Consider the following 22,832-nt stretch of genomic DNA (forward strand, 5'->3'; position numbering starts at 1 on the left):
CACCACCGTTCGTGCTGAGCCTGTCGAAGCATGAACTTGCTTAAGTTATTTCGTGCGCGTTCCTTATTCTTTAGGGTGGGCACAATCGCGGCAGTGTTTTCGCGCCTAATAGTCAGCGGATTACATTTATACTAATGCACCCTATCAATTTTCCCCGCTTTTAATTATACCCTTTCCGAAGCGCAGCGGTTGTTACTGCGCAGTTTTTTGTAAGTTTACAACTGAAAAACGGCTGTCATGGCATTGGCCGATTTTAATGCGCTTTCAAATATTTTGTCACGATTGCGGTGTGCTAATTGTGCCGATACCAAGGTGGCTCGATCCGGTACTTGGGCGGCAAAAACGCGCGCAGGTAAGCTTGGCAAGGATTCTACAATACCAATTCGCTCATTATCCAGCCGCTCAAAACACAGTGTGTTGTCTTGTTTGGGCGTGCTCCAATCCAACAGCAGTTTATACAGCAGCGGTTCGCCTTCCGGTAAACGTTTGGCGGTAATTTTAATTTCGTGATGGCTGTTGTGAAATTTCCACACCAATTCTGAGTTAGACAGGCGTTTGCCGTCGATAGGTCGCCATTTTAACTGACTGGCTAACCAGCCAACCATCAGCCAGGTCATAGGCAATGCGTGCGGGCCGTGATTTATTTCGATAACACGCAAACCTTCCAATGCGCCAGGCGCAATTTTTGGGTCGAGCATTTGGCCTAGCAGCTTGCGCCACACAGCAAAGCGTCGCCAAGCCAGATTATAAACCACTTGTTCATTTTGCTGAGCCGCTACCCAGCGGGTCATAGTTGATATGCCTTGGGTAGGATTGGTCCAGCCCATGTTGTCGTAGATAATTTGATCGGCCAATTCAGCCAGTTGAAAAAACACGTAACCGACATCGGGGGGCGGTCGTCTGGATACCCACCACAATGCTGTGGGTAAATCACCGATCAGTTGTGCCCGTGCAACCGAGGGTAAGCGTTCAGCGGCGGCGAGTGACGAGGTGACATCAATACGCTCGGCGCACACCTGCCAGCCATCTTCCAGCGCGGTGTAATAGATGGTGATTTGTGCGTCAAGTGTGCCTTCTTTGGGTTGCCCATCGGCTACTAACAACAATACCCGTGCCGGATGCACGTCAACAATCGCAGTGATTTCCTGACTGACAACCGCCGCTTCTTCGGCAGTGTCACAATAAATAATCAGATTGGACATACACGCCCGCATCACGGTGTGGCCACCACCGCTGTCACGGTTAAATTGCGCCCATAACATGCCCAGTTCGGCTTCAATCTGGGCGATACGTACCGGTTTTAAGGGTTGATTGATAATTTTTGGGGTGTCGATGGTTTTAATCATAACAGCCGCCATTGACGGTTATCGGATTCAATCAGGCGATCCGCTTCCAAAGGCCCCCACGTACCGGCGCTGTATTCGGGCAGCCAGCGGGTACGGCTGCTTGCCCAAATATTCAGGATATTATCGACCCATGCCCATGAGGATTCGACCGCATCACGGCGCATAAACAACGTGGCATCACCGGCCATGACATCCAGTAATAAGCGTTCGTAGGCTTCTGGCGATTGTTCGCCAAAAGTTGAGCCATAACGGAAATCCATTTTGACCGGAAACACGCGCAATTTAGTACCTGGTAATTTGGTGGCAATACGCAGCGACAAACCTTCATTGGGTTGAATGCTCAGTGCCAGTACATTGGGTTCTAAAGGTTGATCGTGGTTGCTGTTAAATAAAATTGGCGGCACGCTTTTAAACTGAATAGCAATTTCGCTGGTGCGTTTGGGCATGCGTTTACCGGTACGGATGTAAAAAGGCACGCCCGCCCAACGCCAGTTGTCAATGAACACTTTCAGTGCCACGTAAGTTTCGGTGGTAGAGTCTTGAGACACCCCTGCTTCGCGTCGATAGCCTGGCACATCTTCACCGTGATGAAAGCCAGCGCCATATTGGGCGCGTACCACATGTTGATCAAAATTTTCGGGAGTGATGGCGCGTAAACAATTGAGCACATTTTGGCGGTGGTCGCGAATGACATCGGCATCCATGCTCCACGGCGGCTCCATCGCAATCAATGACAGTAATTGCAAAATATGGTTTTGAATCATGTCGCGTAATGCGCCAGCGGTGTCGTAATAACCGGCGCGTGTACCTACGCCTTCTTCTTCCGCCACGGTGATTTGAACGTGGTCGATATAGCGTGAATTCCACAGCGGTTCAAAAATAACGTTACTAAAACGCATGGCCAGAATATTTTGGACAGTTTCTTTGCCCAGATAATGATCAATACGGTAAATTTGTTGTTCGTCGAAATTACTGCATAACGTGGCATTAATTTTGTGGGCGCTAGCCAAATCTCTGCCGATGGGTTTTTCTACAATAATGCGCGAGAATGGGCTGTTATCGTCTACCGGCATCACCAAGCCTGCGGCTTTGAGTTGGCACACGCAGGTTTCAATTAAAGCAGGCGGAATGGCTAGATAAAAGACGTGATTGCCTGGAATGCTGAATTGGCTGTCGATTTCATCCAGGCGTTGTTTGAGTTGCACATAGAATTCGGGGTTATCGAAAGAGCCTTGCAGGTAATGGAAGCGTTTTTCAAAATCGCCCCAAAAGGCTTTGTCCAAGGGTTTTCTGGAAAATTGTTCAATGCCTTTACGGGCAAATTCACGGTATTTCACATCGTCCATTTTTTCAATAGACAAGCCTAAGACGGCAAAATTAGCCGGTAGTTCGCCTTCTAGCGCTTGGTTATAAACCGCCGGTAACAATTTGCGACGGGTTAAATCACCGCCGCCGCCAAAAATAACCAGTGTGCAGGGTTGGGGGGCGTGGGTGATATTGGTGCCAGCGGTGAGCGGGTTATCGGTTTTTGTGTCTAGCACGTAAAGTCTCCAAAATGAAAGGGGTGGGCGGCTTATTGAGATATAGGTTACGCCATTTCGGCCAGCGGGGCGGCGGTAATGTTACGCGCAGCATGTGCTGTTAAGCTGACAGTCAAGTCACTGGGCTTGTGCAATTTGCCGTGTAATACCAAACCGCGTGGGTTCATGGCTAAATGCCTAATCACTTTGTAGACGGTTTCAATTTGATCGGGTGCGCCTATTTGTGCGGCTAATGCCGCTAATGTGAGTGGGTGCTGGGCGGTTTTTAACACCGTTAAAATGTGTCTTTGTAAAACCAAGAAGTCGGTCGCGGCTTTTTTGCCCGCTTCCACGCCTGGTTGGTGATAGGCATTGATATTAACCAACGACGCATAAAAACCCACGGCACGTTCATACAGCGCGATTAACGCGCCAATACAGCGGGCATCCACTCTGGGTACGCTGATGGTAATGGATTCGCGTTGTTTATCGTACAGGGCTTGGCGTGTGCCTTGCAGTGCGCCGGACAGGAAGTCGCCGGTGGTAATGTCGGGTTCTATTTCAATTGACGGGCCGGTGCGGTCTTCTAAGACTTCAATGAACGTAACGAAAAAATCATCGACCCCTTCGCGCAGCTGTTGCACGTAGGCGTGCTGGTCGGTTGAGCCTTTATTGCCGTAAACGGTAATGCCTTCATGGACAATATTGCCGTCTAAATCTTTTTCTTTGCCCAGCGATTCCATAATCAATTGTTGCAGGTAACGCGAGAATAATACCAAGCTGTCTTTATATGGCAAAAGTACCATGTTTTTTTGATTGTCGCCGTGGCAAGCGTGATACCAACACAACGATAGCAGCGCCGCTGGATTGTTTTTAATGTCCGGTACACGGGTGGCGCTGTCCATCGCTTTAGCACCAGCCAGCATGGCGCGAATATCAATGCCCAATAATGCGGCAGACAGCAAGCCCACCGAGGACATTTCGGAAGTGCGGCCGCCAACCCAATCTAACATGGCAAATTTTGCCAGCCAATTGTCACAGTTTTCCAGCACATCCATTTGGCTACCTGCCAGTGTGATAGCCACTGCATAGCGCGGGAAATCTAAGCCTTGTTGTTGGTAAGCGTGTTTGGTTTCCAATAAGCCGTTACGGGTTTCAGACGTGCCACCGGATTTGCTGATGACGATAATCATGGTACTGGCTAAGCGATCTTTTAAGCCGTTGAGAATATGATCCATGCCATCGGGATCGGTGTTGTCGATAAATTGGATGTTGAGTGGCGGTGCTTCTGAGGTTAAGGCTTTGTCGACAAACTTAGGCCCCAGTGCCGAGCCACCAATACCTATGGAAATAATATCGGTAAATTTAGGCGCATGCGGTGGGCGAATTTCACCTGAATGCACTTGTTTAACAAAGTTTTCAATGTGCGCTAAGGTGTCAATAATTTCTGGCTGAAGTGCTTTGGGGGCAAGCTCTGGGTCGCGTAACCAATAATGTCCCACTTGGCGATTTTCATCGGGGTTAGCAATCGCGCCCTTTTCCAGTGCATCCATAGCGTGAAAGGCGTGTACAAATTTAGGCTGTAAGCTGTCGAGAAAATCGTCTTTAAAGTGCATACGGCTGACATCTAAATACAGCCCTAAATCGTCGTTAAAATACAATAAATCTTGATAGCGCTGCCAAAGTTCTTGATTATTCATAATTATTCCGTGTTAGATTGGTGGGCATATCGTGTAAGCTCGTGCGCTTTATAAGCAGTCAAGCATACGCTTTGGCATATTTCAGGACGCTTAAATCCTGTCGATGTTATTTTTAAACACCGTGAGCGAACTACCTAAATTGCACTTAGCGCAATTTAGGTAAGCAAAAGGGCTAGGGTTTTTATCGATAAGCGCTTGTTTAAGAGGGTTTCGTTTTTTCAATATGGCCACCAAACTGCTTACGCATGGCGGAAATCATTTTGTCTGAGAACGTATTTTGCTGGCGCGAACGGAAGCGTGAATACAACGCGGCGGTTAATACGTGTGCCGGAACAGCCTCTTCAATCGCGGCTTGTACTGTCCAGCGACCTTCGCCGGAGTCTTCTACATAGCCGGTATAGTTTGATAAGTCGGGGTTTTCAACCAAGGCAATAGCGGTTAAATCCAGTAACCAGGAGCCGACCACACTGCCGCGTCGCCATACTTCGGCAATTTCTGGCAGATCAAGGTCATAACGTAAATTTTCAGGTAAGTTTTCGGAATCGGCGTTACGCATAATGTCGAAACCTTCGGCGTAGGCCATCATCATGCCGTATTCAATGCCGTTATGTATCATTTTTACAAAGTGCCCAGAACCTGCTGGCCCGCAATGTAAATAGCCCTGCTCGGCTGTGCCGGTAAAATTGTCGCGGCCAGGCGTGGGATCGATGTCGCCTTTGCCCGGTGCTAAAGTTTTAAAGATAGGGTCGAGTAATTCAACTTGGGGTTTTGAGCCACCAATCATCAGGCAATAACCTCTTTCCACGCCCCACACGCCGCCACTGGTGCCAACGTCCATGTAATGAATACCTTGTGCCGCTAAGGTTTTTGCGCGGCGTGCGTCATCTTTGTAAAAAGAGTTGCCGCCATCAATAATAATATCGCCTTCATCCAATAATTCTGACAGGGCAGTGACCGTGCTTTCGGTTAACTCGCCCGCCGGTACCATGCACCATACAATACGTGGGGCTTGCAGGGTTTCAACCAACTCTTTTAAGCTGGATGCACCCAGTCCGCCTTCTGCTTTAAAGGTGTCTACATTGCTTGCATTGACATCAAAGCCGACACAGGTGTGGCCGCCTTTCATTAATCGTCTGGCCATGTTTGCGCCCATTTTTCCCAGACCGATCATTCCTATTTGCATATTGTTCTCTTTAGATTAAGTAAGTAGTGATTGCTTTAAAGTGGTGCGCTTTTTTGCACCGCGCACCAAAGTAGTGTGTATTTTAGGTGATTAAATCCAACACAGGGCATTATAAGAAATAAAGCAATGATTATGCCAGTATGTTGTATTTTTAAAGTAGGCACGCGTTATAAGTGGCTATAAAGTAGCAAAAGTTCAGTGTAGATTTAAGATGCTCTGGAATTTATGACTGAATTTCTATAGAATTAAGCGTTTACTTCACTTTCACGTCTGGCCTATATGGATTTAAAATTTCTTGATTTCGAACAACCTATCGCCGAACTAGAAGCGAAAATTGAAGAACTTCGCAAAGTGGAGTTTAACAATGACATTAATATTTCAGATGCACTGAGGCAGTTAGAGGAAAAAAGTCAGGCGCAAAAAGAAGCGGTATTTGGTAATCTGTCTGATTGGCAAATTTCGCAATTATCACGGCATCCTGGACGACCTTATACGCTTGATTATGTCGAGCAGATTTTTGATGATTTCCATGAGTTGCATGGCGATCGCACCTATGCCGACGACCCTGCTATTGTTTGCGGGTTAGCGCGTTTAGGTGAGCAGTCGGTGATGCTGATTGGTCATCAGAAAGGCCGCGATACCAAAGAAAAAATTTACCGTAATTTCGGTATGCCGCGTCCTGAAGGTTATCGTAAAGCACTGCGAATTATGAAGCTGGCCGAGCGGTTTAGCATCCCGATTATCTGTTTAATTGATACGCCGGGCGCTTACCCTGGTATTGGTGCGGAAGAGCGTGGCCAAAGTGAGGCAATTGCCCGTAATTTGTTTGAAATGGCCACCCTTAAAACGCCGGTAATTTGTACGATTATTGGTGAAGGTGGTTCGGGTGGTGCGTTAGCGATAGGCGTGGGTGATCGATTGATTATGCTGGAATACAGCACCTATTCGGTAATTTCGCCGGAAGGTTGTGCGTCTATTTTGTGGAAGAGTGCTGATAAATCGCAATTAGCCGCCGAAGCAATGGGCATTACCTCTGATCGTATTCGTGAGCTAGGTTTGCTGGACGAAGTGGTTAGAGAGCCTTTGGGTGGTGCGCATCGAGATTTTAAAGCAACAGCTTTAAATTTAAAAGAAGTGTTACTGAGGCATTTAGCTGATTTGCAGCAAGCGCCGATTGAAGAAACGGTGGAAAAACGTTACCAACGTTTGATGAGTTTTGGTGCGTTCACTGATGAAATAAGTAAATAAACCAGTGCTTTTAAAACTCAGGTGGGCAAAGCTTTTTTTGCCCACCCTTAGCTGTTAGGTGGTTTTGGCTAGGGTTATAGGGCGCAATAGCGGCCCCGCGTATTCCTTTTGTAGGTTGGGGTGAGGTAACGAACCCCAACGATACGGCGCATCATGTGTTGAGTTCCTAGCGTCACCCCAACCTACACCAGTATAAGTGGATAACCCCTTTAGTTGGTAGCCTAAAGCCTATTTGCAACTGACTGAATTTAAAAATATAAATTTTTTAGAGGCTTATCGCTATTTTATCGTATGTGAAAATAAATGAATATTGACTTACCGCTCTGGCCTTGTATTTATGGGTCACCTTTTGCTACGGGAAGTATTCGTAGCAGACCAGAAGATTTTATTGTTATAGAAAACCTGTCTTTCGAGCCATCGGGCAACGGCGAACATGCGTTTTTGCGCATTGAAAAAACGGGCGAAAATACCGAGTTTATTGCGCGGCAACTGGCGAAGTTTGCCGGTGTTCGGCAACGCGATATTGGTTATGCTGGGCTCAAAGATCGCCATGCAGTAACGACACAATGGTTTAGTGTCTGGCTACCAGGCAAAGTTGATCCAGATTGGACACAATTACACTCGGATAATATTAACGTATTACACGTTATTCGTCATGCACGCAAGTTAAAGCGTGGTGCGCTATCAGGTAACCGCTTTAAGATTACTGTGCGCGATTGGCACGGTGATCAGGCAAAAACTGAGCAGCAACTGGAAGCTATAAAAGCCCACGGTATTGCTAATTATTACGGCTTACAGCGTTTTGGCCATGATGGCCATAATGTTAATAAGGCGTTAGCAATGTTTCAGGGTGTAAAAGTGGGGCGTGAGCAACACAGTCTGTATCTTTCGGCCGCGCGGTCTTTTTTGTTTAATCAGATTTTGGCGGCTCGTGTGGCCGATGCTAGCTGGGATCAGGCGCTGCCCGATACCGTGTATATGATTGATGGTTCGCACAGCAGTTTTAAATCGGAACATCCGGATGCGGAAATTGTGGGTCGGCTGGCTGAGCAAAGCATACATCCGACCGCTGTATTGTGTGGTATAGCCAAGCCAGCGTATAACTTAAATGCGGTGGAACAGGCAGTAATCGACAGCTATCCTGCGCTTGTTCAGGGTTTAATCGCCTGTGGTGTGGAGATGGATCGTCGCGCTCTGCGTATTAATGTGGCCGATTTACACTGGCAGTTTGTCAGTAACACGCTATTAGTGCTTGAATTTACCTTACCTGCTGGCTGTTATGCAACAGCGTTGTTACGGGAAATTATTGTTTTCAAATAATAGGATAGTTGTGTTGCTTGACGGTATCAATACCTGAGTCTATAGTTGTTTTAACACCAGCGCCCTGTTTTCTATCACAGCCTATTGGTAGGCTGCTTGTCTTAAGCTATTTATCTTTACAAAGATTAGTTAATTTTTCTATTGATATGGGTTTATTTTTTACATATTTACATAAATTACTTTTTATTTCAATGGCTTGTTTTTTTGTAATCTGTTTACTTTTTGCTTTGTACTTTGGTACAATAAAATTAAGCGGAGTTTCAATTTTAATGTAATATGCTGAGTGTATTGCGCGCACAGTATGGGTGACAATTTCGTTATTTTATAGAAACAACATCTTTCAGCAATAACAGAAACCAATGTCAAATTTAACATTATCATTTACGCTCATACTCGCTGCAGCTGTTACTGCGTGGGTTATTATTAATCGACACAAGCAAACCGTACTAGAGGAGATGGCAGAAGAATTAAAAGAGCGCCAAGCGGCGGATGAACAAAATAAACAAATGATGGTGCAAAAATACAAGCAGCTTCAAACGCAGTTAAAAGATCCGCTTATTCAAAGTTTATGGTCTTTGCTTGAGGATGCATTTTCTCAGGGACTTATTGAAAAATTCAGTGACGAACAATTTAAAGTATCACAAGATGAGCAGCGTATTGATCTTGCTATGTGTTGGATTGCAAAAGATGATGGCTTATCTCAGCTAGCTCTCAGAAGATTAGCGCATAAACACGCCACTGATATTGCGGTACATTATGGTTTGTTTTTAAATAATATGGTGTGTGATCAATCTCACCTTGAATTGCAATTTAACGAAAATAGTTTAATACAGTCTAATGATGCTTCGTAAGGCGATTTGTTATAATAACTTGCTATTTTGTTAACCATTGCCATAAGACGCGAGAAATAATAGCTCATTACAGATGTTTTATAAAAAGTACCTGAAATGGCCAGGCTAATCCTCCAGCGTAAAATGTTTGCTAACATAGACTGCGCCAGCAGTATTTAAATGATTACTATCGTGATACAGTATTTGGCCTTCTTTACTAGCCCAACAATAATTATCGTCACATAAACTTGGCAGCGTATCCCATACCTTTACACTAGGAAACTCATTTAATACTTGCCTAATAATAGCCAAGTATTTTTGCCGACGATGAGTGACACGCGAACGTGAAATAGCGCAGGGTATTTTTGTTGTCAAACCACTTAATCGCCAAGGGCGATTAATACACGCCGCAGGTTCAAATTCTAAATCTGGGGTATCAAGTACGAAAACAATAGTTTTACCGGTCTTCGTTAATCGCTGCAATGTGTTTTTCATACCCTTTTGAAAAATTAAATAAGGATCACTGTCTATTAAAACGTGTGGCGGTATATTGACATAATGAGACAGTTGTTTTTTAGCTATAAAGCTTTGTTGATTTAGTTCTGTTAAAGCGCGACTCGCCAATATAATAGTTTTTATCGAGGGTGTGGAAATTGCCATTTCTAAGGCTTGATTAATAAGCGGACGACAGTTTTTATTAAAATAGTCAGGATTATCAAAAAAAGGAAAGCAATCACCTACGGCTAAATTTAATAAGTTACCACCTGTTACGTTGGTTTTTGTTATTAATCCGTCATACAAGTGATTAGCATGGCTATCGCCTACTAATAATGCCGTTGGCAAATTTTCACTGTGTTGTATTTGGCAAAAATCGGCATGGGGGAATTTTGCATGACACTGTGTTGATAATACTGGTTTTTTAATTGAAAGTGCATTATTAACGCTGGTATTATCTTTATAATTAATCACGTTAATTTTATGTTGTTGGATGCAGCGACCTAAATAGCCTATAAATAATAGCGTTATTAACAATGCCGCACTGAGTATTTTATTTTTTTGAAAACGTATTTTTCTTTCCACAAAATAATAGCTTACCCAGGCCAAAAAAATACTAATCACTATGATAGTTATTTTTAGTCGCGCATTGGGTGCATCTATTTCAGTTATATGTATAAAGCTTAATAAAACCCAATGCCATAAATACAAGGGGTAACTGATAAGGCCGATAGAAACAGCGATTTTATTGCTTAAGATACGACTATTAAACCAGGTGTTTTGTCCGGCGATAATTAAACAACTAGCACCTATTGTTGGTATTAATGCCCACCCTGATGGGAAAAGTATTTTTTTACTGTCAAAAGTATACCAAGCGAATACTATTAGTATTAAGCCAAACCAAGATACTATATTAGCAAAAAACTTAATGTTATAGGTTGAAAAATATTTTTTAATGAGCGATACAGTATTTTCAGCATAATAAGTCTTTAAGCAAGAAACAGCACTGCCAATTAACAATTCCCATGCTCTGGTATGCGGGTAAAAAAATACCTGTGTTGGCTGTAATTTTATATTTGCAATATTAAGAAAAAAACTAATAATCAAGCATGTTAATATGCTGTAGAGAGGGTTTAATCTAAAGCGTTGACACAGCATGAGCAATAAAGGAAAAAAACAATAAAATTGTTCTTCAATACTGAGTGACCAAAGATGTAATAAGGGTTTATATTCTGCCTGGTTATCAAAATAACCGGATTCACTTTGCAATACAAAGTTAGAAATATAAACTGATCCGGCAGCAATGTGTTTTCCTAATGTTTCATATTCATTCGGCAGTAAAATAAACCAACCGACCACTAAGCAAAAAATCAGAACAACAATAAGCGATGGAAAAATGCGGTGAATACGCCGACTGTAAAAATGTAATAAACTAAAACAGCCTTGTTGCTGTTCTTTAATAATAATACCTGTTATTAAATAACCCGATATTACAAAAAAAATATCCACGCCAATAAAGCCACCTCTCAAAAATTTAGGAAAGGCGTGAAAAATAATCACTAATAAAATGGCTAAAGCGCGTAAGCCATCAATATCCGAACGATAGTGGCTATGTGGGATAGGTGTTACTGTTTTAGGCATGTTTTTAAATGCTTAACGAGACTGCGGCGGTATCGTTACCCAGATAAACACATTAGACTCAATTTAATTAGGTAAGTTGGATTGCCAAGTGCGCTGGCAACCCAATAAATAGGTACAGAAAATTTTGGAGTGGGGTTGTAGCCCCAACATAGTACGCTGTACAGCTATAAAATATACCGACTCAAATCCTCATCCTCAACCAGCGTGGTCAGATGTTGATTAACATAGGCCGCATCAACAATCACGGTTTTGTCCATTAAATCCGGTGCATTGTAGGAAATTTCTTCCAGCAATTTTTCCAGCATGGTGTGCAAACGTCTGGCACCGATGTTTTCGGTGGTCTCGTTAACTTGAAAGCCCATTTCGGCAATGCGCTTGATACCGTCTTCGGTAAAACTTAAATCCAAACCTTCGGTGGCTAAAAGGGCACGGTATTGTTCAGTTAAAGACGCATTAGGCTCGGTTAAAATACGCACGAAATCATCAGCGGATAGCGCACTCAATTCAACGCGAATCGGGAAACGGCCTTGCAATTCAGGAATCAAATCTGACGGCTTGGCGACATGAAACGCACCTGAAGCAATAAACAAAATGTGATCGGTTTTAATAGCGCCGTATTTGGTACTGACAGTGCTGCCTTCAACTAAAGGCAATAAATCACGTTGTACGCCTTCGCGGGACACTTCGCCGCCACCGCCGCCATGATCGCCGCGTTTACAAATCTTGTCGATTTCATCCAGAAACACAATACCGTTTTGCTCGACCGCATCCACGGCTTTTAGCTTAATTTCTTCATCATTGAGCAACTTGCCAGCTTCTTCTTCCTGCAACACCTTCAAGGCTTTACTGATCTTCATCTTACGCGAGCGGGTTTTGCCAGAACCCATGTTCTGAAACATGCCTTGCAACTGGCTGGTCATTTCTTCCATGCCCGGTGGTGCCATGATTTCTACGCCTACGGGCGACACATGCACTTCCACGTCGATCTCTTTGTCGTTCAAATCGCCTTCGCGCAGTTTTTTGCGCATTTTTTGGCGGGTGGCTGATTCGGTTTCCGATAACATACCGCCATCGGCACGCGGCAATAAAATATCCAGTACACGATCTTCTGCGGCATCCTGGGCGCGGGTCTGCACTTTTTCCATCTCTGTAATGCGGGTCATTTTAACGGCGCTATCGATCAAATCGCGGATAATGGATTCCACATCACGGCCTACATAGCCCACTTCGGTAAACTTGGTAGCTTCAATTTTAATGAACGGCGCGTTGGCCAGACGTGCCAATCTACGTGCAATTTCAGTTTTACCCACGCCGGTGGGTCCAATCATCAGGATATTTTTAGGGGTGATTTCATCACGCAAGGCAGGATCAACCTGTTGTCTGCGCCAGCGGTTTCTTAGCGCAATGGCAACCGAGCGTTTGGCGCTGGCCTGGCCAACAATGTGTTTGTCCAGTTCGCTTACTATTTCTTTGGGGGTCATGTGTGTCATGCGGTTTACTCGCTAGGTTCTGCGTCTAGTTCTTCTATGCGAAGATTGTGGTTGGTGTAAATACAAATATCGGCAGCGATATTCAAGGAACGCTCGACAATTTCTCGCGCACTTAAATTAGTATTTTCCAGCAACGCACGCGCGGCAGCCTGGGCAAATGCACCGCCGGAGCCGATGGCCATTAAGTTATTTTCGGGTTCGATGACATCGCCAGTGCCGGAAATAATCAACGAGGTTTTGGAATCGGCAATGGTCAGTAAGGCTTCTAATTTGCGTAGCGCACGGTCGGTACGCCAGTCTTTGGCCATTTCTACGGCGGCACGGGTCAGATTGCCGCGATGCTTTTCCAGCTTCCCTTCAAAATGCTCAAATAAAGTGAAGGCATCGGCGGTAGCGCCTGCAAAGCCTGCGATGACTTTGTCGTTGTATAAACGACGAACTTTGCGGGCATTGCCTTTCATGACGGTATTGCCTAAGGTGACTTGGCCGTCGCCGCCAATCACTACTTTATCGCCTCTGCGCACAGAGAGTATGGTTGTTCCTCTAAACACTTTTTTATATCCTGAAGTTGCTAAATACCTGCGTTAATTCTACAGGGTCTTAGCTGAATTGTGGGAAAAATGACATGCGGCCGTGCCGTTCTATCAATATGGGTGCTATTTTTTAGAACTCAAGCAAAAGATGCGTGTTCTTTTCTTTTAGCGCCTATTGATTATATCGGTAGCCACCGCTTCGGCAACTTTAATGCCATCCACCGCAGCTGACAAAATTCCCCCCGCATAACCCGCACCTTCGCCAGCAGGATACAGGCCTTTGGTATTCAGGCTTTGATACAGTTCATTACGCTTGATGCGTATGGGCGATGAGGTGCGCGTTTCTACGCCGGTTAGCAGCGCATCGGGCATGGCGAAGCCTTTTATTTTCTTGTCGAACACTGGCAAGGCTTCACGTATGGCTTCGATAGCGTAATCGGGCAGGGCGGAGCTTAAATCGCATAAGTGTACGCCGGGTGTGTAGGAAGGCTGTACCTGACCTAATGCTGTCGAAGGACGTTGTGCCAGAAAGTCGCCTACGCGTTGTCCAGGGGCTGCATACGTGCCACCGCCTAAGATAAAGGCATGGGCTTCCAGACGACGTTGTAAATCAATACCTGCCAGCGGATTGCCAGGATAATCGTCCGGTGTTATGCCAACGACAATAGCGCTGTTGGCATTGCGTTCATTACGTGAATATTGGCTCATACCGTTAGTGACCACATGGCCTGCTTCGGAGGTGGCCGCAACCACCGTACCGCCAGGGCACATACAAAAGCTGTATACCGAACGGCCATTGCTGCAATGATGCGCCAGTTTGTAATCAGCAGCACCGAGTATCGAATGGCCAGCGTTATCGCCAAACTGGCAGCGGTCAATAATCGATTGCGGGTGTTCGATACGAAAGCCGATGGAAAATGGCTTGGCTTCTACATACACACCGCGCTCATAAAGCATTTTGAAGGTATCACGGGCGCTGTGGCCGACCGCTAATACCACATGGGTGCTGTGGATGATTTCACCACTGGACAATTGCACACCTTGCACTTGGCTATTTTCAATCAAGACATCATCGACGCGACTGGAAAAGCGGATTTCACCACCCAAGGCGACTATATTGGCACGCATTTCTTCCACCATCGATACCAATTTGAACGTACCAATATGCGGTTTGCTGACGTACAGAATTTCTGCTGGAGCCCCAGCCTTCACGAATTCAGTTAATACTTTGCGACCATAGTGTTTGGGATCTTTGATTTGCGTGTACAGTTTGCCATCCGAAAAAGTGCCGGCACCGCCTTCACCAAATTGCACGTTGGATTCCGCATTAAAAATGCCTTTGCGCCACAGGCCGAAGGTATCTTTGGTGCGTTCACGCACCGCTTTGCCCCGTTCCAGAATAATAGGATTAAAACCCATTTGCGCGAGGATCAAGCCGGCAAATAAACCGCAAGGGCCAGTACCTATTACGATTGGTCTGGTTTTTAAATTGGCGGGTGCGCGGCCAACTTCATGGTAGGAGGTGTTCGGTGTTAGTGATACTTGTGGATCAGTTTCCAGATTTTTTAAGATGTCGTCTTCATTGTCGGTCAGCAAATCTATGGTGTAGATGAGTTTGATGTCGTGTTTTTTGCGGGCATCAAAGGCGCGGCGAAACACGCTGTAAGACACCAGATTGTCGGTTGTAATGTTGAGTTTGGTGAGAATAGCTGATTTAAGTTCAGCATCGGTATGGTTGAGCGGCAGTCTAAGTTCGGTGATTCTGAGCATGTAAATAATCCGGTAACGCGCATAACGCATTTTGTATGGTTGGGTATTGTACTGCAAAAATGGTTTTTGCTTGCGTCAGGCCTATTTGACTTTTGATCAATACAGGTTATAACTGGGATGTAAAGGCAAGGAGAATTTTATGGCCAAAAAAGCACATTATTTACATGAATCTTGTGATGATCCGGTAGCTGCAATCGTTGCCGGTATTGATCGTGATGTGGAGCACGGTGAAGATATTTTAATGCTGGGGCTGTGTATTGTCATGTTATCAGCCTCGTTTGCACCGGTTGCACCGCCGAATATTCTATTGCCCTTGGTTGCACTGGTGTTTGCAACTACCTCCAGCTTGGCACGTAGAAATTACCATAATATGGAGCGCAAGCTGCGTGAGTCTGTGGCGCTGATTGAGCACACTGATAAATCAAGTTTAAAACCTATTACCACAGTATTCATTGAATACCCCATGCCGCCGTTGAGCCAATCTTACAATATTCTAAAAAATGTTAAGCGAACGCTTAAAAGCGTACTGGGTGGTTTGTTGATTAATCCGTTGTGGATGCCGATATTCTATGTAATGGGCATACAAATTGTGGAGGAAAAAAATCTGGGGGTGTTGAACCAGGCGGTGATGACAGTGGAGTTAAAGTTAGCAAAAACTTCGCCAGATAAGTACTAATAAAGTTGCTGGATGCGCGTAGTGGTTACTGCACCCAACAACTGTGTTAATGCTTTGATTTAATAGTGGCGTAGTTTCTTAATGCTGAACAACTTTAGGCAAAGTTTTTGCTTGTGTAACCCATTCAGTTACTTGGATGAGTGATGGTGTGGTTTTAGCCAGCTTTTTTTCTTCATTGGTTTTAGCCAGTGCCAGCTGTAGGTTGTCGGCTTTTCTTTGTGCCAACTCAGGTACGGTATCTACGCCAGCAGCCTCTAGTAATTCTGCAAAATGCTCATCTACACCATTAATGCGAAACAAATCCGCGTGATTAACCCACGTTAGGATTAATTTTGCGCTAATACCGGTTTGTGACGTTAATTCGGTGCGACCTTTTGCTGTCGCGCCCATTTCCAGTAATTTATCTGTTGAAGCAATGCCGGCTGCTTTAAGTTTTTCGGCGTATTGCGGGCCAATACCTTCAATAATATCTATTTGTGCCATGTTGTGTAGTTCCTTGTTGATAAAATAAACGTTGAATGCGTTGCTTGTATGGGAAGACCCATACAGCGAGGTTCAATAGTAACTTAATTTTACAGAGAAGTCGCAAATTTAATAGACAGATGCACAAGGTAACATACGGGCTTAAAGCGCCTTAAATGACAATATGAATAAATTTCGCCACGTTTTCTGCCAGTTTTCTAACGCTGTCAAATAAATCAACAATCTGATACGTTAGAAGAAAAAATACCGGGTAGAAAATAGCTGGTTTTGAATACGACCACTGCTCGATGGCGTGTAGGTATTTTGTATTGTTGCAGTAAGTGTTCATTATTAAAGCAGTATTAATGCCTATAATCGCGCCGACGATAATATCCGTTGGGTAATGTAATCCCAAGTAGATGCGTGGCAAAGCAATAAATACCGTTGTGTAAAAAAGTGCGAATGCACCCATTTTTTTTGAGATAAAACATATCCCTGTTGCTAACGCGAAAAATAAGGCCGTGTGATCGCTGGGAAATGAACTCCAGCCATCTAAGTTGGTTTGTATTACACCGTGCGGCACTACAAAATGTAAGCTTTCTTCATGCATAGGTCTGGCACGAAACGCTAATGTTAATTGCAAAAAGCGTGCTATGGCAATGGCAATGATACAGCTTAATAAAGTAGAAATAATATGTGTGCGATTATGTAAATAAGTGTCTTTGTCTTTAAACCATGCCCACCAAATTATTGTGATTAAAACGCCGCCTTTTAATAAATGATCACCTGATAAAAATTCAATAGTCTTGTCAATCACTTCTGAGTGCTGAGAAAATTGGTTAAGATAAGATATTATTTTAAAATCAAAAACATTCATAATGATGCCTATGCTAGAATCATAAATAGGAAGATTGGCGCTATAGTCAATTAAATTCTTTGCTATGACAATATGCACAAATACCTATTGTTAGCTACGGCGTAAGCTAAAAAACTGATACTGTAAATGGATACTTGGCACGAGTGCATTAAGTGTCTTGGTATGAAAAACGTAAGTATTTTTAAAAATAAGGGCAAAGTGGCAGAGAATAATTTACACAGCCCCTCATTTAGTTATTTTTAAAGATAAAAGTATATTGTGCTCATGCAGAAATGTTTTAAATAAGGCGTTATCTTTTACAGTTAATACTGTATGATCGCAGTTGAAAAGCATCCGTTTTTCAATGATTTATTTCCAGACTTTATCTGGTAATTATACTCAGGGTTTTATAAAAATTATGAATTGTATTAAAAAATCGGCATTAATTGTGATGATAGCCATGTCTTTAGGAGCGTCTGCTTCGGTAGCGTATGCAGAAGATGCAGTGAACAGTTCATTACCTAGCCTTAATGAAACCATTGCCCATATTGAACGTGCTATAGCTGATGTGAATAACAGCGATTTTGCGGCATCTAACTTACAAATTAAGGCGGCGCGTATTTCAGGTGTGCTGATTACCGGCAATGATGACATTGTAAAACGAGCTAATGCAATTGTTATTCAGGGCCAAATTAGCTCTAAAACAGGCGATGTTAAACAAGCAACTGCATTATTATCAGAAGCATTAAAATTATATAAGTCTTTGTAAGTTAATGATAAAATTTATGTAACGAAAATTATCGCAACTTTACAGAATCGCTATTCAGTTTATTCTGTATTATCGGTGGTGTTTTATGGCAGCATGGCCTTTTGTGTAAAAGGCATTAGATTCTTCTTGGCCTTGGTATAAATAACGTCCAGCGGCATATAAAATAACAATCACAGTCATACCGATAAAAAAATCTTTATATTTCATGTTTACTCCAAAAGTAGTCTCTGGTTTGAAGCGGATTGTACGATAAAGTTCCAGCGCGATTTGCGCGGGCAACTGCCAACGATAAGGTGACTGTGCTGAAAAGTGTGTGATTTGATTGCCCCTCTCTTGCCTTGCCCAGCAAGAGAGGGGTGTTTTTTAACTGCTAGCAGTGATGCAAAGTACGTAAGCGATAAAAATTTAATTTTTTTTGAATTTCATAACCACCTTCCACAATGGCCCTGGCGCATTGTAGTTATAAGTTGTTATATACTGTGACGGTGGTGTCAGGGGTATATTGCTGTAACCGACAGTGTAGCTGATCACGCCTTCAAATTGACCGGTGCGTTTAATGTCTTTGATTTGTATTTTGGGTAGTTGGAAAACTTCAGGGATAGAGCACATCCATTCTACACCGGTGAACTGAATTTTTTTAAATGCACTGCCATTCACTGATACGGCGTTACCACTGGGGTCAAAGTAAAATGGCGGAGTAACACTGTTAACGGTGTAAGCCGGAGCAGACGATTTTTTAATGCTAAAAATAACATAGTCGTAATTTCCGATACTGGTGTTGGTTACCTTTGTGATAGTGTTGTAGGCTGTGCATGGCGCAGCTAAGGTGGTATTGGACAGGCTTATTAACACAGTTAGTAATCCGAAATAGCCAGAGATATTGGTCTTCATAAAAGCCTCTTGTTAGTGGACATGGTGGACGGTGCAGTTGTTTTTGTCGTCTACATAACAGCACAAGCTTAACTGCAATAAGACAGCATTAATAGGTGAAAACCACCATGTTATCGTCTTGAAAACTAAGAAGCTCAAACATTAGGGGCTAGGTCAGCATAGGCTTATTTAAACAGTATGTCAGTGAACTATTGCACATTTTTGTCAATACTTAGCAAGCATCAAGCATGATCTTGTAGCATTTTTTTACCCTGTTCAAAATGCCCCAAATCCCACAATTACATTTAAACTTTAATTAAAATTTAATGCCTGTTGATATACTACTCACTGTTATTGTTGTATCTGTTATTCAATCCATTTTTGGCGTAGGCGTATTATTATTCGGTACGCCGATATTATTGTTGCTGGGCTATGGCTTTGTTGATGTATTGGGTGTGTTATTGCCGATTTCACTGACCATCAGCACCTTGCAGGTACTCAGACATCATCACGCGCTGGATGTGGCTTTTTATAAAAACATACTGATTTACAGCGCACCCTTGGTCGTGTTGTTTTTAGCGTTGGTGACTTCCACTAAGCTCAACATTACCCCCTTCGTGGGTGTTTTGTTGGTGCTGGTGGCCTTAAAAAGCTTCTCACCTTTTTTGGAACGTACGGTCAAATCAATCGTGGCTTATGAGCGCCCTTATTTAATGATCATGGGTTTGGTGCATGGTATGAGTAATTTGGGTGGTTCGATGCTGACCGTTATTATGCATAGCAAACAATACCCTAAAGATAAAACCCGTGTAACCACTGCCGCGAGTCTTGCGACCATGGCGACGTGTCAATTGTTGACTTTATTATGGGGCGGTAATGAATTTAGTGTGTCCTATTTTGACAAAGTCAGCTTGATGCAGGTAGGAACCGTGATATTTTTATTGACTGAAGAAATGCTGTACAAGCAAATTGATAATGCCCAATACAGCCAATTATTTGCGGTGTTTTTGCTTATTTCGGGCGTTATGTTGCTGGCTAAATCCTTTTGACGTTAGGGTAGAAAGCGTCAAAATAACGCGCTATGATTTCCTAAACACAGGTCAGTTGGGTAAAATACGCTGAAGATTTGGCTTATTAGGCCAAAATATCGTTTACCTAGTCCAGATTGGTAATGTTTTTACATTAATAGCATCCATGATTATGAGTATGAAGCCACCTGCTACCGCCACGCTATCCAGCAAATATCAAATTGCTATCCCTAAAGCGGTCTGTGAAGATCAGGATTGGCAATCGGGTCAGGAATTTGCTTTTATACCCAAAGGTAAAGGCATGTTGATGATACCTGTTCCTAGCCTGATTGATCTGCAAGGCATTGCAGAAGGTGCAGATATTAGTCATGTTAGAGAGCGTCACCACAAATCTTGATGCGTGTTGTTGATACCTCAATATGGATAGAATGGCTGATTGGTAGTTCGCTTAAACATGCGATTGCCAGCGAATTTCCTGACGCGAGCCAGTGTATTGTGCCCAGTTTAATTCAGGTGGAGCTTGGAACATGGCTCACCCGTGAAGTAGGTGAGGCGGAGGCCGACCAAGTGATTGCTTATACGCAAAGTTGTTTTGTGGTGGCGCTGGATACCAAAATCGCCCTGCAAGCAACCGAATTACAAGGCCAATATCATCTTGCCACCGCCGATGCCATTGTTTACGCCACCGCACTGGCCTATGATGCAGACTTGCTTACGTGTGATGCTCATTTTGAAGGCTTGCCGAATGTCGTGTATATTAAAAAGACCTTGACTCGGTTTATTGAGCATTGGATAAAATTTTAAAGTTTTGTTTGTGCGGCACGGTCAAGTATTACATTCAACTCATTTCGTGCAATCGATAATAATCAAACTTGAATGGCGAGTACTTAGTCAACTTTATTTTGTCGGGTATTGCAAAGAGCTTGTAGGGTGGTTTCGCGCCAGAAAACCGCCAATCAACACTCTTTCAATATTCAATAGACGTATTGTGGCGGATTGCTTAGCGGCGAATCTACCCTACAATTTTGTTCTGTCTTATGTTGTAAAGACCTACGAGGTTTTTAAAGCCTAGTACTTAGTCGAGTACTATAAAATACTCCGTTCGTCCTGAGCTTGTCGAAAGACTTGTGGTTCATGGTTCGACAAGCTCACCACGAATGGTTTTTTAAAATTCACACTCGCCAAAATAAAATTGACTAAGTACTAGATTGGGATATTCGTTGGATGACAAGGTTGCTGCTTTACCTGAACATCATAAAGATCCACAGGATCATATTATTATTGCACCTGCGCTCAATCATAACGTCTATTGACTCAGTTATGATGCGATTTTTCTGCCTACCGTGCATTGGATGACTATCTGATAGGGAAGAAATAACCATTGAGCGCATTCACTATTTCCATTAAATGTGTATAAACCATGTCTGACATAGAAATCGCCCAACACGCAAGTATGCAGCCGATTATCGGCCTAGCTAAAAAGCAATATGGCATTGATGCTGAACACTTAGATCCTTACGGTCATTACAAAGCCAAATTGTCTTTGGAATATGTGGCCAGCTTAGCCGATAAGCCCGATGGCAAATTGATATTGGTAACCGCGATCAGTCCGACACCGGCAGGAGAAGGCAAAACCACCACCACTGTGGGTTTGGGTGATGCTTTAAATCGCCTTGGTAAAAAAGCCATCATGTGTTTACGCGAGCCATCGCTTGGCCCGTGCTTTGGTGTTAAAGGCGGAGCTGCTGGCGGTGGTTATTCGCAAGTGGTGCCAATGGAAGACATTAATCTGCATTTTACGGGCGACTTTCATGCCATCGGTGTAGCGCATAACTTACTGGCGGCTTTGATTGACAATCATATCCACCACGGTAATGCGTTGGATATTGATCCACGCCGTATTCAATGGAAGCGCGTGGTCGATATGAATGACCGTGCTTTACGTAGTATTGTGGTTGGTATGGGTGGTGCCGCCAATGGCTATTTGCGTGAAGATGGTTATGATATTGTGGTTGCCTCCGAAGTGATGGCGATTTTATGTTTGGCGACCAGTCGCTCTGATCTTAAAGTGCGTTTGGGCAAGATCGTTATTGGTTATAAGTCCGATAAAATCACACCGGTATATGCCAGTGATTTGCAGGCGCAAGGTGCGATGGCGGCGTTATTAAAAGATGCCATTAAGCCCAATCTAGTGCAAACTTTGGAAAACAATATCGCTATTATCCACGGCGGGCCGTTTGCTAATATTGCTCACGGTTGTAACACGGTGACCGCGACCAAAACCGCATTAAAAATTGCCGATTATGTGGTCACCGAAGCCGGTTTTGGTGCCGATTTAGGGGCGGAAAAATTTATTGATATTAAATGCCGAATGGCAGATTTAAAGCCGTCGGCAGTAGTGTTGGTTGCAACCATTCGGGCGTTAAAATTCCACGGCGGTGTTAACAAGGAAGACTTAAACCTTGAGAATGTGGCGGCGGTGGAAAAAGGTTTCCAAAATCTGGAGCGGCATTATAATAATATTACTCAGCATTACGGTTTACCGTGTGTGGTGTGTGTTAATCACTTTACTTTTGATACTGAAGCTGAGCTGGCATTGCTGGAAGCCAAGTGCAAAGTATTGGGGGCAAATTGTGTCATCTCCAAACATTGGGCAGAAGGCGGCGCGGGTGCCCAAAGCCTGGCGCAAGAGATTATTACTGTTGTCGATAACCGTGCGCCAGGTTGTACGTTTGTTTACGATGACAATATAAGCGCATGGGATAAGATTGAAACCATCGCCACCAAGCTTTACGGGGCGGCAGGTATATCGGCTAATGCTAAAATTAAAGCCCAGCTTAAGGTGTGGGATGAAAACTATGGTAAGTTTCCTGTGTGTATTGCCAAAACCCAAATGTCGTTTTCTACTAATCCGGCATTAAAAGGCGCACCATCTGGCCATACGCTTGAAATCAGTGAAGTAAGGCTGGCGAATGGTGCAGGTTTTATTGTCGCCGTGGCAGGCGATATGATGACTATGCCAGGCTTACCCAAACAACCTGCCGCAGAGCGTATTGATATTGACGATACGGGCAAAATTACCGGACTGTTCTAAG

General features: G+C 43.8%; 21 protein-coding genes. 9 read left to right on the forward strand and 12 right to left on the reverse strand.

From position 1 onward, the window contains the following. Nucleotides 1-215 precede the first annotated feature (215 nt). The 4 genes from CRENPOLYSF2_RS09980 to gnd all read right to left on the reverse strand — a co-directional run bounded on the left by CRENPOLYSF2_RS09980 (nucleotide 216) and on the right by gnd (nucleotide 5,749). The gene (locus CRENPOLYSF2_RS09980; protein WP_176371090.1) at nucleotides 216-1,346 is read right to left on the reverse strand and encodes a glucose-6-phosphate dehydrogenase assembly protein OpcA; all 1,131 of its coding nucleotides are present in this window, start codon (nucleotides 1,344-1,346) and stop codon (nucleotides 216-218) included. After that, nucleotides 1,343-2,887 carry a glucose-6-phosphate dehydrogenase gene (gene zwf, locus CRENPOLYSF2_RS09985; protein ID WP_087143803.1) on the reverse strand — a complete coding sequence of 515 codons (1,545 nt, stop codon included), beginning with the start codon at nucleotides 2,885-2,887 and terminating at the stop codon, nucleotides 1,343-1,345. Before zwf ends, CRENPOLYSF2_RS09980 begins: the two co-directional genes overlap by 4 nt. Nucleotides 2,888-2,934: 47 nt before the next feature. Beyond that, complete coding sequence (locus tag CRENPOLYSF2_RS09990; RefSeq protein WP_087143804.1) at nucleotides 2,935-4,566, reverse strand: glucose-6-phosphate isomerase; 1,632 nt, start codon at nucleotides 4,564-4,566, stop codon at nucleotides 2,935-2,937. Nucleotides 4,567-4,765: 199 nt separating this feature from the next. Further along, a complete protein-coding gene (gene gnd, locus CRENPOLYSF2_RS09995; protein WP_087143805.1) occupies nucleotides 4,766-5,749 on the reverse strand; it encodes a phosphogluconate dehydrogenase (NAD(+)-dependent, decarboxylating) in 984 nt (327 codons plus the stop codon). A gap of 279 nt (nucleotides 5,750-6,028) precedes the next feature. On the opposite strand from gnd, the gene accA reads away from it, so the two are divergent. From accA to CRENPOLYSF2_RS18830, 3 genes are all read left to right on the forward strand, one after another. Beyond that, nucleotides 6,029-6,997, forward strand: coding sequence for an acetyl-CoA carboxylase carboxyl transferase subunit alpha (gene accA / locus CRENPOLYSF2_RS10000; RefSeq protein WP_087143806.1), 969 nt, complete (start codon nucleotides 6,029-6,031; stop codon nucleotides 6,995-6,997). Nucleotides 6,998-7,300: 303 nt separating this feature from the next. Beyond that, on the forward strand, nucleotides 7,301-8,317 hold the full coding sequence (truD, locus tag CRENPOLYSF2_RS10005) for a tRNA pseudouridine(13) synthase TruD (RefSeq protein ID WP_087143807.1): 1,017 nt from the start codon (nucleotides 7,301-7,303) through the stop codon (nucleotides 8,315-8,317). Nucleotides 8,318-8,676: 359 nt separating this feature from the next. Further along, entirely contained in the window at nucleotides 8,677-9,168 is a 492-nt protein-coding gene (locus CRENPOLYSF2_RS18830; protein ID WP_087143809.1) for a hypothetical protein, read from the forward strand. A 105-nt stretch (nucleotides 9,169-9,273) separates the two neighbouring features. On the opposite strand, the gene CRENPOLYSF2_RS10020 is transcribed toward CRENPOLYSF2_RS18830, so the two are convergent. From CRENPOLYSF2_RS10020 to CRENPOLYSF2_RS10035, 4 genes are all read right to left on the reverse strand, one after another. Further along, on the reverse strand, nucleotides 9,274-11,283 hold the full coding sequence (locus tag CRENPOLYSF2_RS10020) for an acyltransferase family protein (protein WP_087143810.1): 2,010 nt from the start codon (nucleotides 11,281-11,283) through the stop codon (nucleotides 9,274-9,276). A 164-nt stretch (nucleotides 11,284-11,447) separates the two neighbouring features. Then, nucleotides 11,448-12,773, reverse strand: a complete 1,326-nt coding sequence (hslU, locus tag CRENPOLYSF2_RS10025; RefSeq protein ID WP_087143811.1) for an ATP-dependent protease ATPase subunit HslU — start codon at nucleotides 12,771-12,773, stop codon at nucleotides 11,448-11,450. Nucleotides 12,774-12,778: 5 nt separating this feature from the next. Further along, complete coding sequence (hslV, locus tag CRENPOLYSF2_RS10030) at nucleotides 12,779-13,324, reverse strand: ATP-dependent protease subunit HslV (RefSeq protein WP_087143812.1); 546 nt, start codon at nucleotides 13,322-13,324, stop codon at nucleotides 12,779-12,781. A gap of 147 nt (nucleotides 13,325-13,471) precedes the next feature. Next, nucleotides 13,472-15,076 (reverse strand): NAD(P)/FAD-dependent oxidoreductase, encoded by a 1,605-nt coding sequence (locus CRENPOLYSF2_RS10035; protein ID WP_087143873.1) that lies wholly within the window; start codon nucleotides 15,074-15,076, stop codon nucleotides 13,472-13,474. 139 nt (nucleotides 15,077-15,215) lie between these two features. Between CRENPOLYSF2_RS10035 and CRENPOLYSF2_RS10040 the strand changes: the two genes are divergently transcribed. Then, nucleotides 15,216-15,752: a hypothetical protein gene (locus CRENPOLYSF2_RS10040; protein ID WP_087143813.1), complete on the forward strand. Its 537-nt coding sequence runs from the start codon at nucleotides 15,216-15,218 to the stop codon at nucleotides 15,750-15,752. A gap of 78 nt (nucleotides 15,753-15,830) precedes the next feature. Here CRENPOLYSF2_RS10040 and CRENPOLYSF2_RS10045 read toward each other — a convergent pair whose 3' ends face one another. Both CRENPOLYSF2_RS10045 and CRENPOLYSF2_RS10050 read right to left on the reverse strand, forming a co-directional pair. Then, nucleotides 15,831-16,235 (reverse strand): DUF4332 domain-containing protein, encoded by a 405-nt coding sequence (locus tag CRENPOLYSF2_RS10045; RefSeq protein WP_087143814.1) that lies wholly within the window; start codon nucleotides 16,233-16,235, stop codon nucleotides 15,831-15,833. A gap of 151 nt (nucleotides 16,236-16,386) precedes the next feature. Next, nucleotides 16,387-17,091, reverse strand: a complete 705-nt coding sequence (locus CRENPOLYSF2_RS10050; protein ID WP_087143815.1) for a phosphatase PAP2 family protein — start codon at nucleotides 17,089-17,091, stop codon at nucleotides 16,387-16,389. Nucleotides 17,092-17,413: 322 nt separating this feature from the next. On the opposite strand from CRENPOLYSF2_RS10050, the gene CRENPOLYSF2_RS10055 reads away from it, so the two are divergent. After that, nucleotides 17,414-17,839, forward strand: a complete 426-nt coding sequence (locus tag CRENPOLYSF2_RS10055; protein ID WP_245807970.1) for a hypothetical protein — start codon at nucleotides 17,414-17,416, stop codon at nucleotides 17,837-17,839. A 69-nt stretch (nucleotides 17,840-17,908) separates the two neighbouring features. Here the strand turns inward: CRENPOLYSF2_RS10055 and CRENPOLYSF2_RS18835 are convergent, their stop codons facing one another. Continuing rightward, the gene (locus tag CRENPOLYSF2_RS18835; RefSeq protein WP_176371091.1) at nucleotides 17,909-18,046 is read right to left on the reverse strand and encodes a hypothetical protein; all 138 of its coding nucleotides are present in this window, start codon (nucleotides 18,044-18,046) and stop codon (nucleotides 17,909-17,911) included. A 198-nt stretch (nucleotides 18,047-18,244) separates the two neighbouring features. Then, complete coding sequence (locus CRENPOLYSF2_RS10060) at nucleotides 18,245-18,730, reverse strand: AMIN-like domain-containing (lipo)protein (protein ID WP_087143816.1); 486 nt, start codon at nucleotides 18,728-18,730, stop codon at nucleotides 18,245-18,247. Nucleotides 18,731-19,035: 305 nt separating this feature from the next. Between CRENPOLYSF2_RS10060 and CRENPOLYSF2_RS10065 the strand changes: the two genes are divergently transcribed. The 4 genes from CRENPOLYSF2_RS10065 to CRENPOLYSF2_RS10080 all read left to right on the forward strand — a co-directional run bounded on the left by CRENPOLYSF2_RS10065 (nucleotide 19,036) and on the right by CRENPOLYSF2_RS10080 (nucleotide 22,831). Beyond that, the gene (locus CRENPOLYSF2_RS10065) at nucleotides 19,036-19,758 is read left to right on the forward strand and encodes a TSUP family transporter (protein ID WP_087143817.1); all 723 of its coding nucleotides are present in this window, start codon (nucleotides 19,036-19,038) and stop codon (nucleotides 19,756-19,758) included. A gap of 151 nt (nucleotides 19,759-19,909) precedes the next feature. Beyond that, nucleotides 19,910-20,134: an AbrB/MazE/SpoVT family DNA-binding domain-containing protein gene (locus CRENPOLYSF2_RS10070; RefSeq protein WP_217884093.1), complete on the forward strand. Its 225-nt coding sequence runs from the start codon at nucleotides 19,910-19,912 to the stop codon at nucleotides 20,132-20,134. Continuing rightward, nucleotides 20,134-20,541: a type II toxin-antitoxin system VapC family toxin gene (locus CRENPOLYSF2_RS10075; RefSeq protein ID WP_087143819.1), complete on the forward strand. Its 408-nt coding sequence runs from the start codon at nucleotides 20,134-20,136 to the stop codon at nucleotides 20,539-20,541. Before CRENPOLYSF2_RS10070 ends, CRENPOLYSF2_RS10075 begins: the two co-directional genes overlap by 1 nt. 616 nt (nucleotides 20,542-21,157) lie before the next feature. Further along, complete coding sequence (locus CRENPOLYSF2_RS10080) at nucleotides 21,158-22,831, forward strand: formate--tetrahydrofolate ligase (RefSeq protein WP_087143820.1); 1,674 nt, start codon at nucleotides 21,158-21,160, stop codon at nucleotides 22,829-22,831. Nucleotide 22,832: the final 1 nt, after the last annotated feature.

The sequence above is a fragment of the Crenothrix polyspora genome (assembly GCF_900163755.1).
GTDB classification, from domain to species: Bacteria; Pseudomonadota; Gammaproteobacteria; order Methylococcales; family Methylomonadaceae; genus Crenothrix; species Crenothrix polyspora.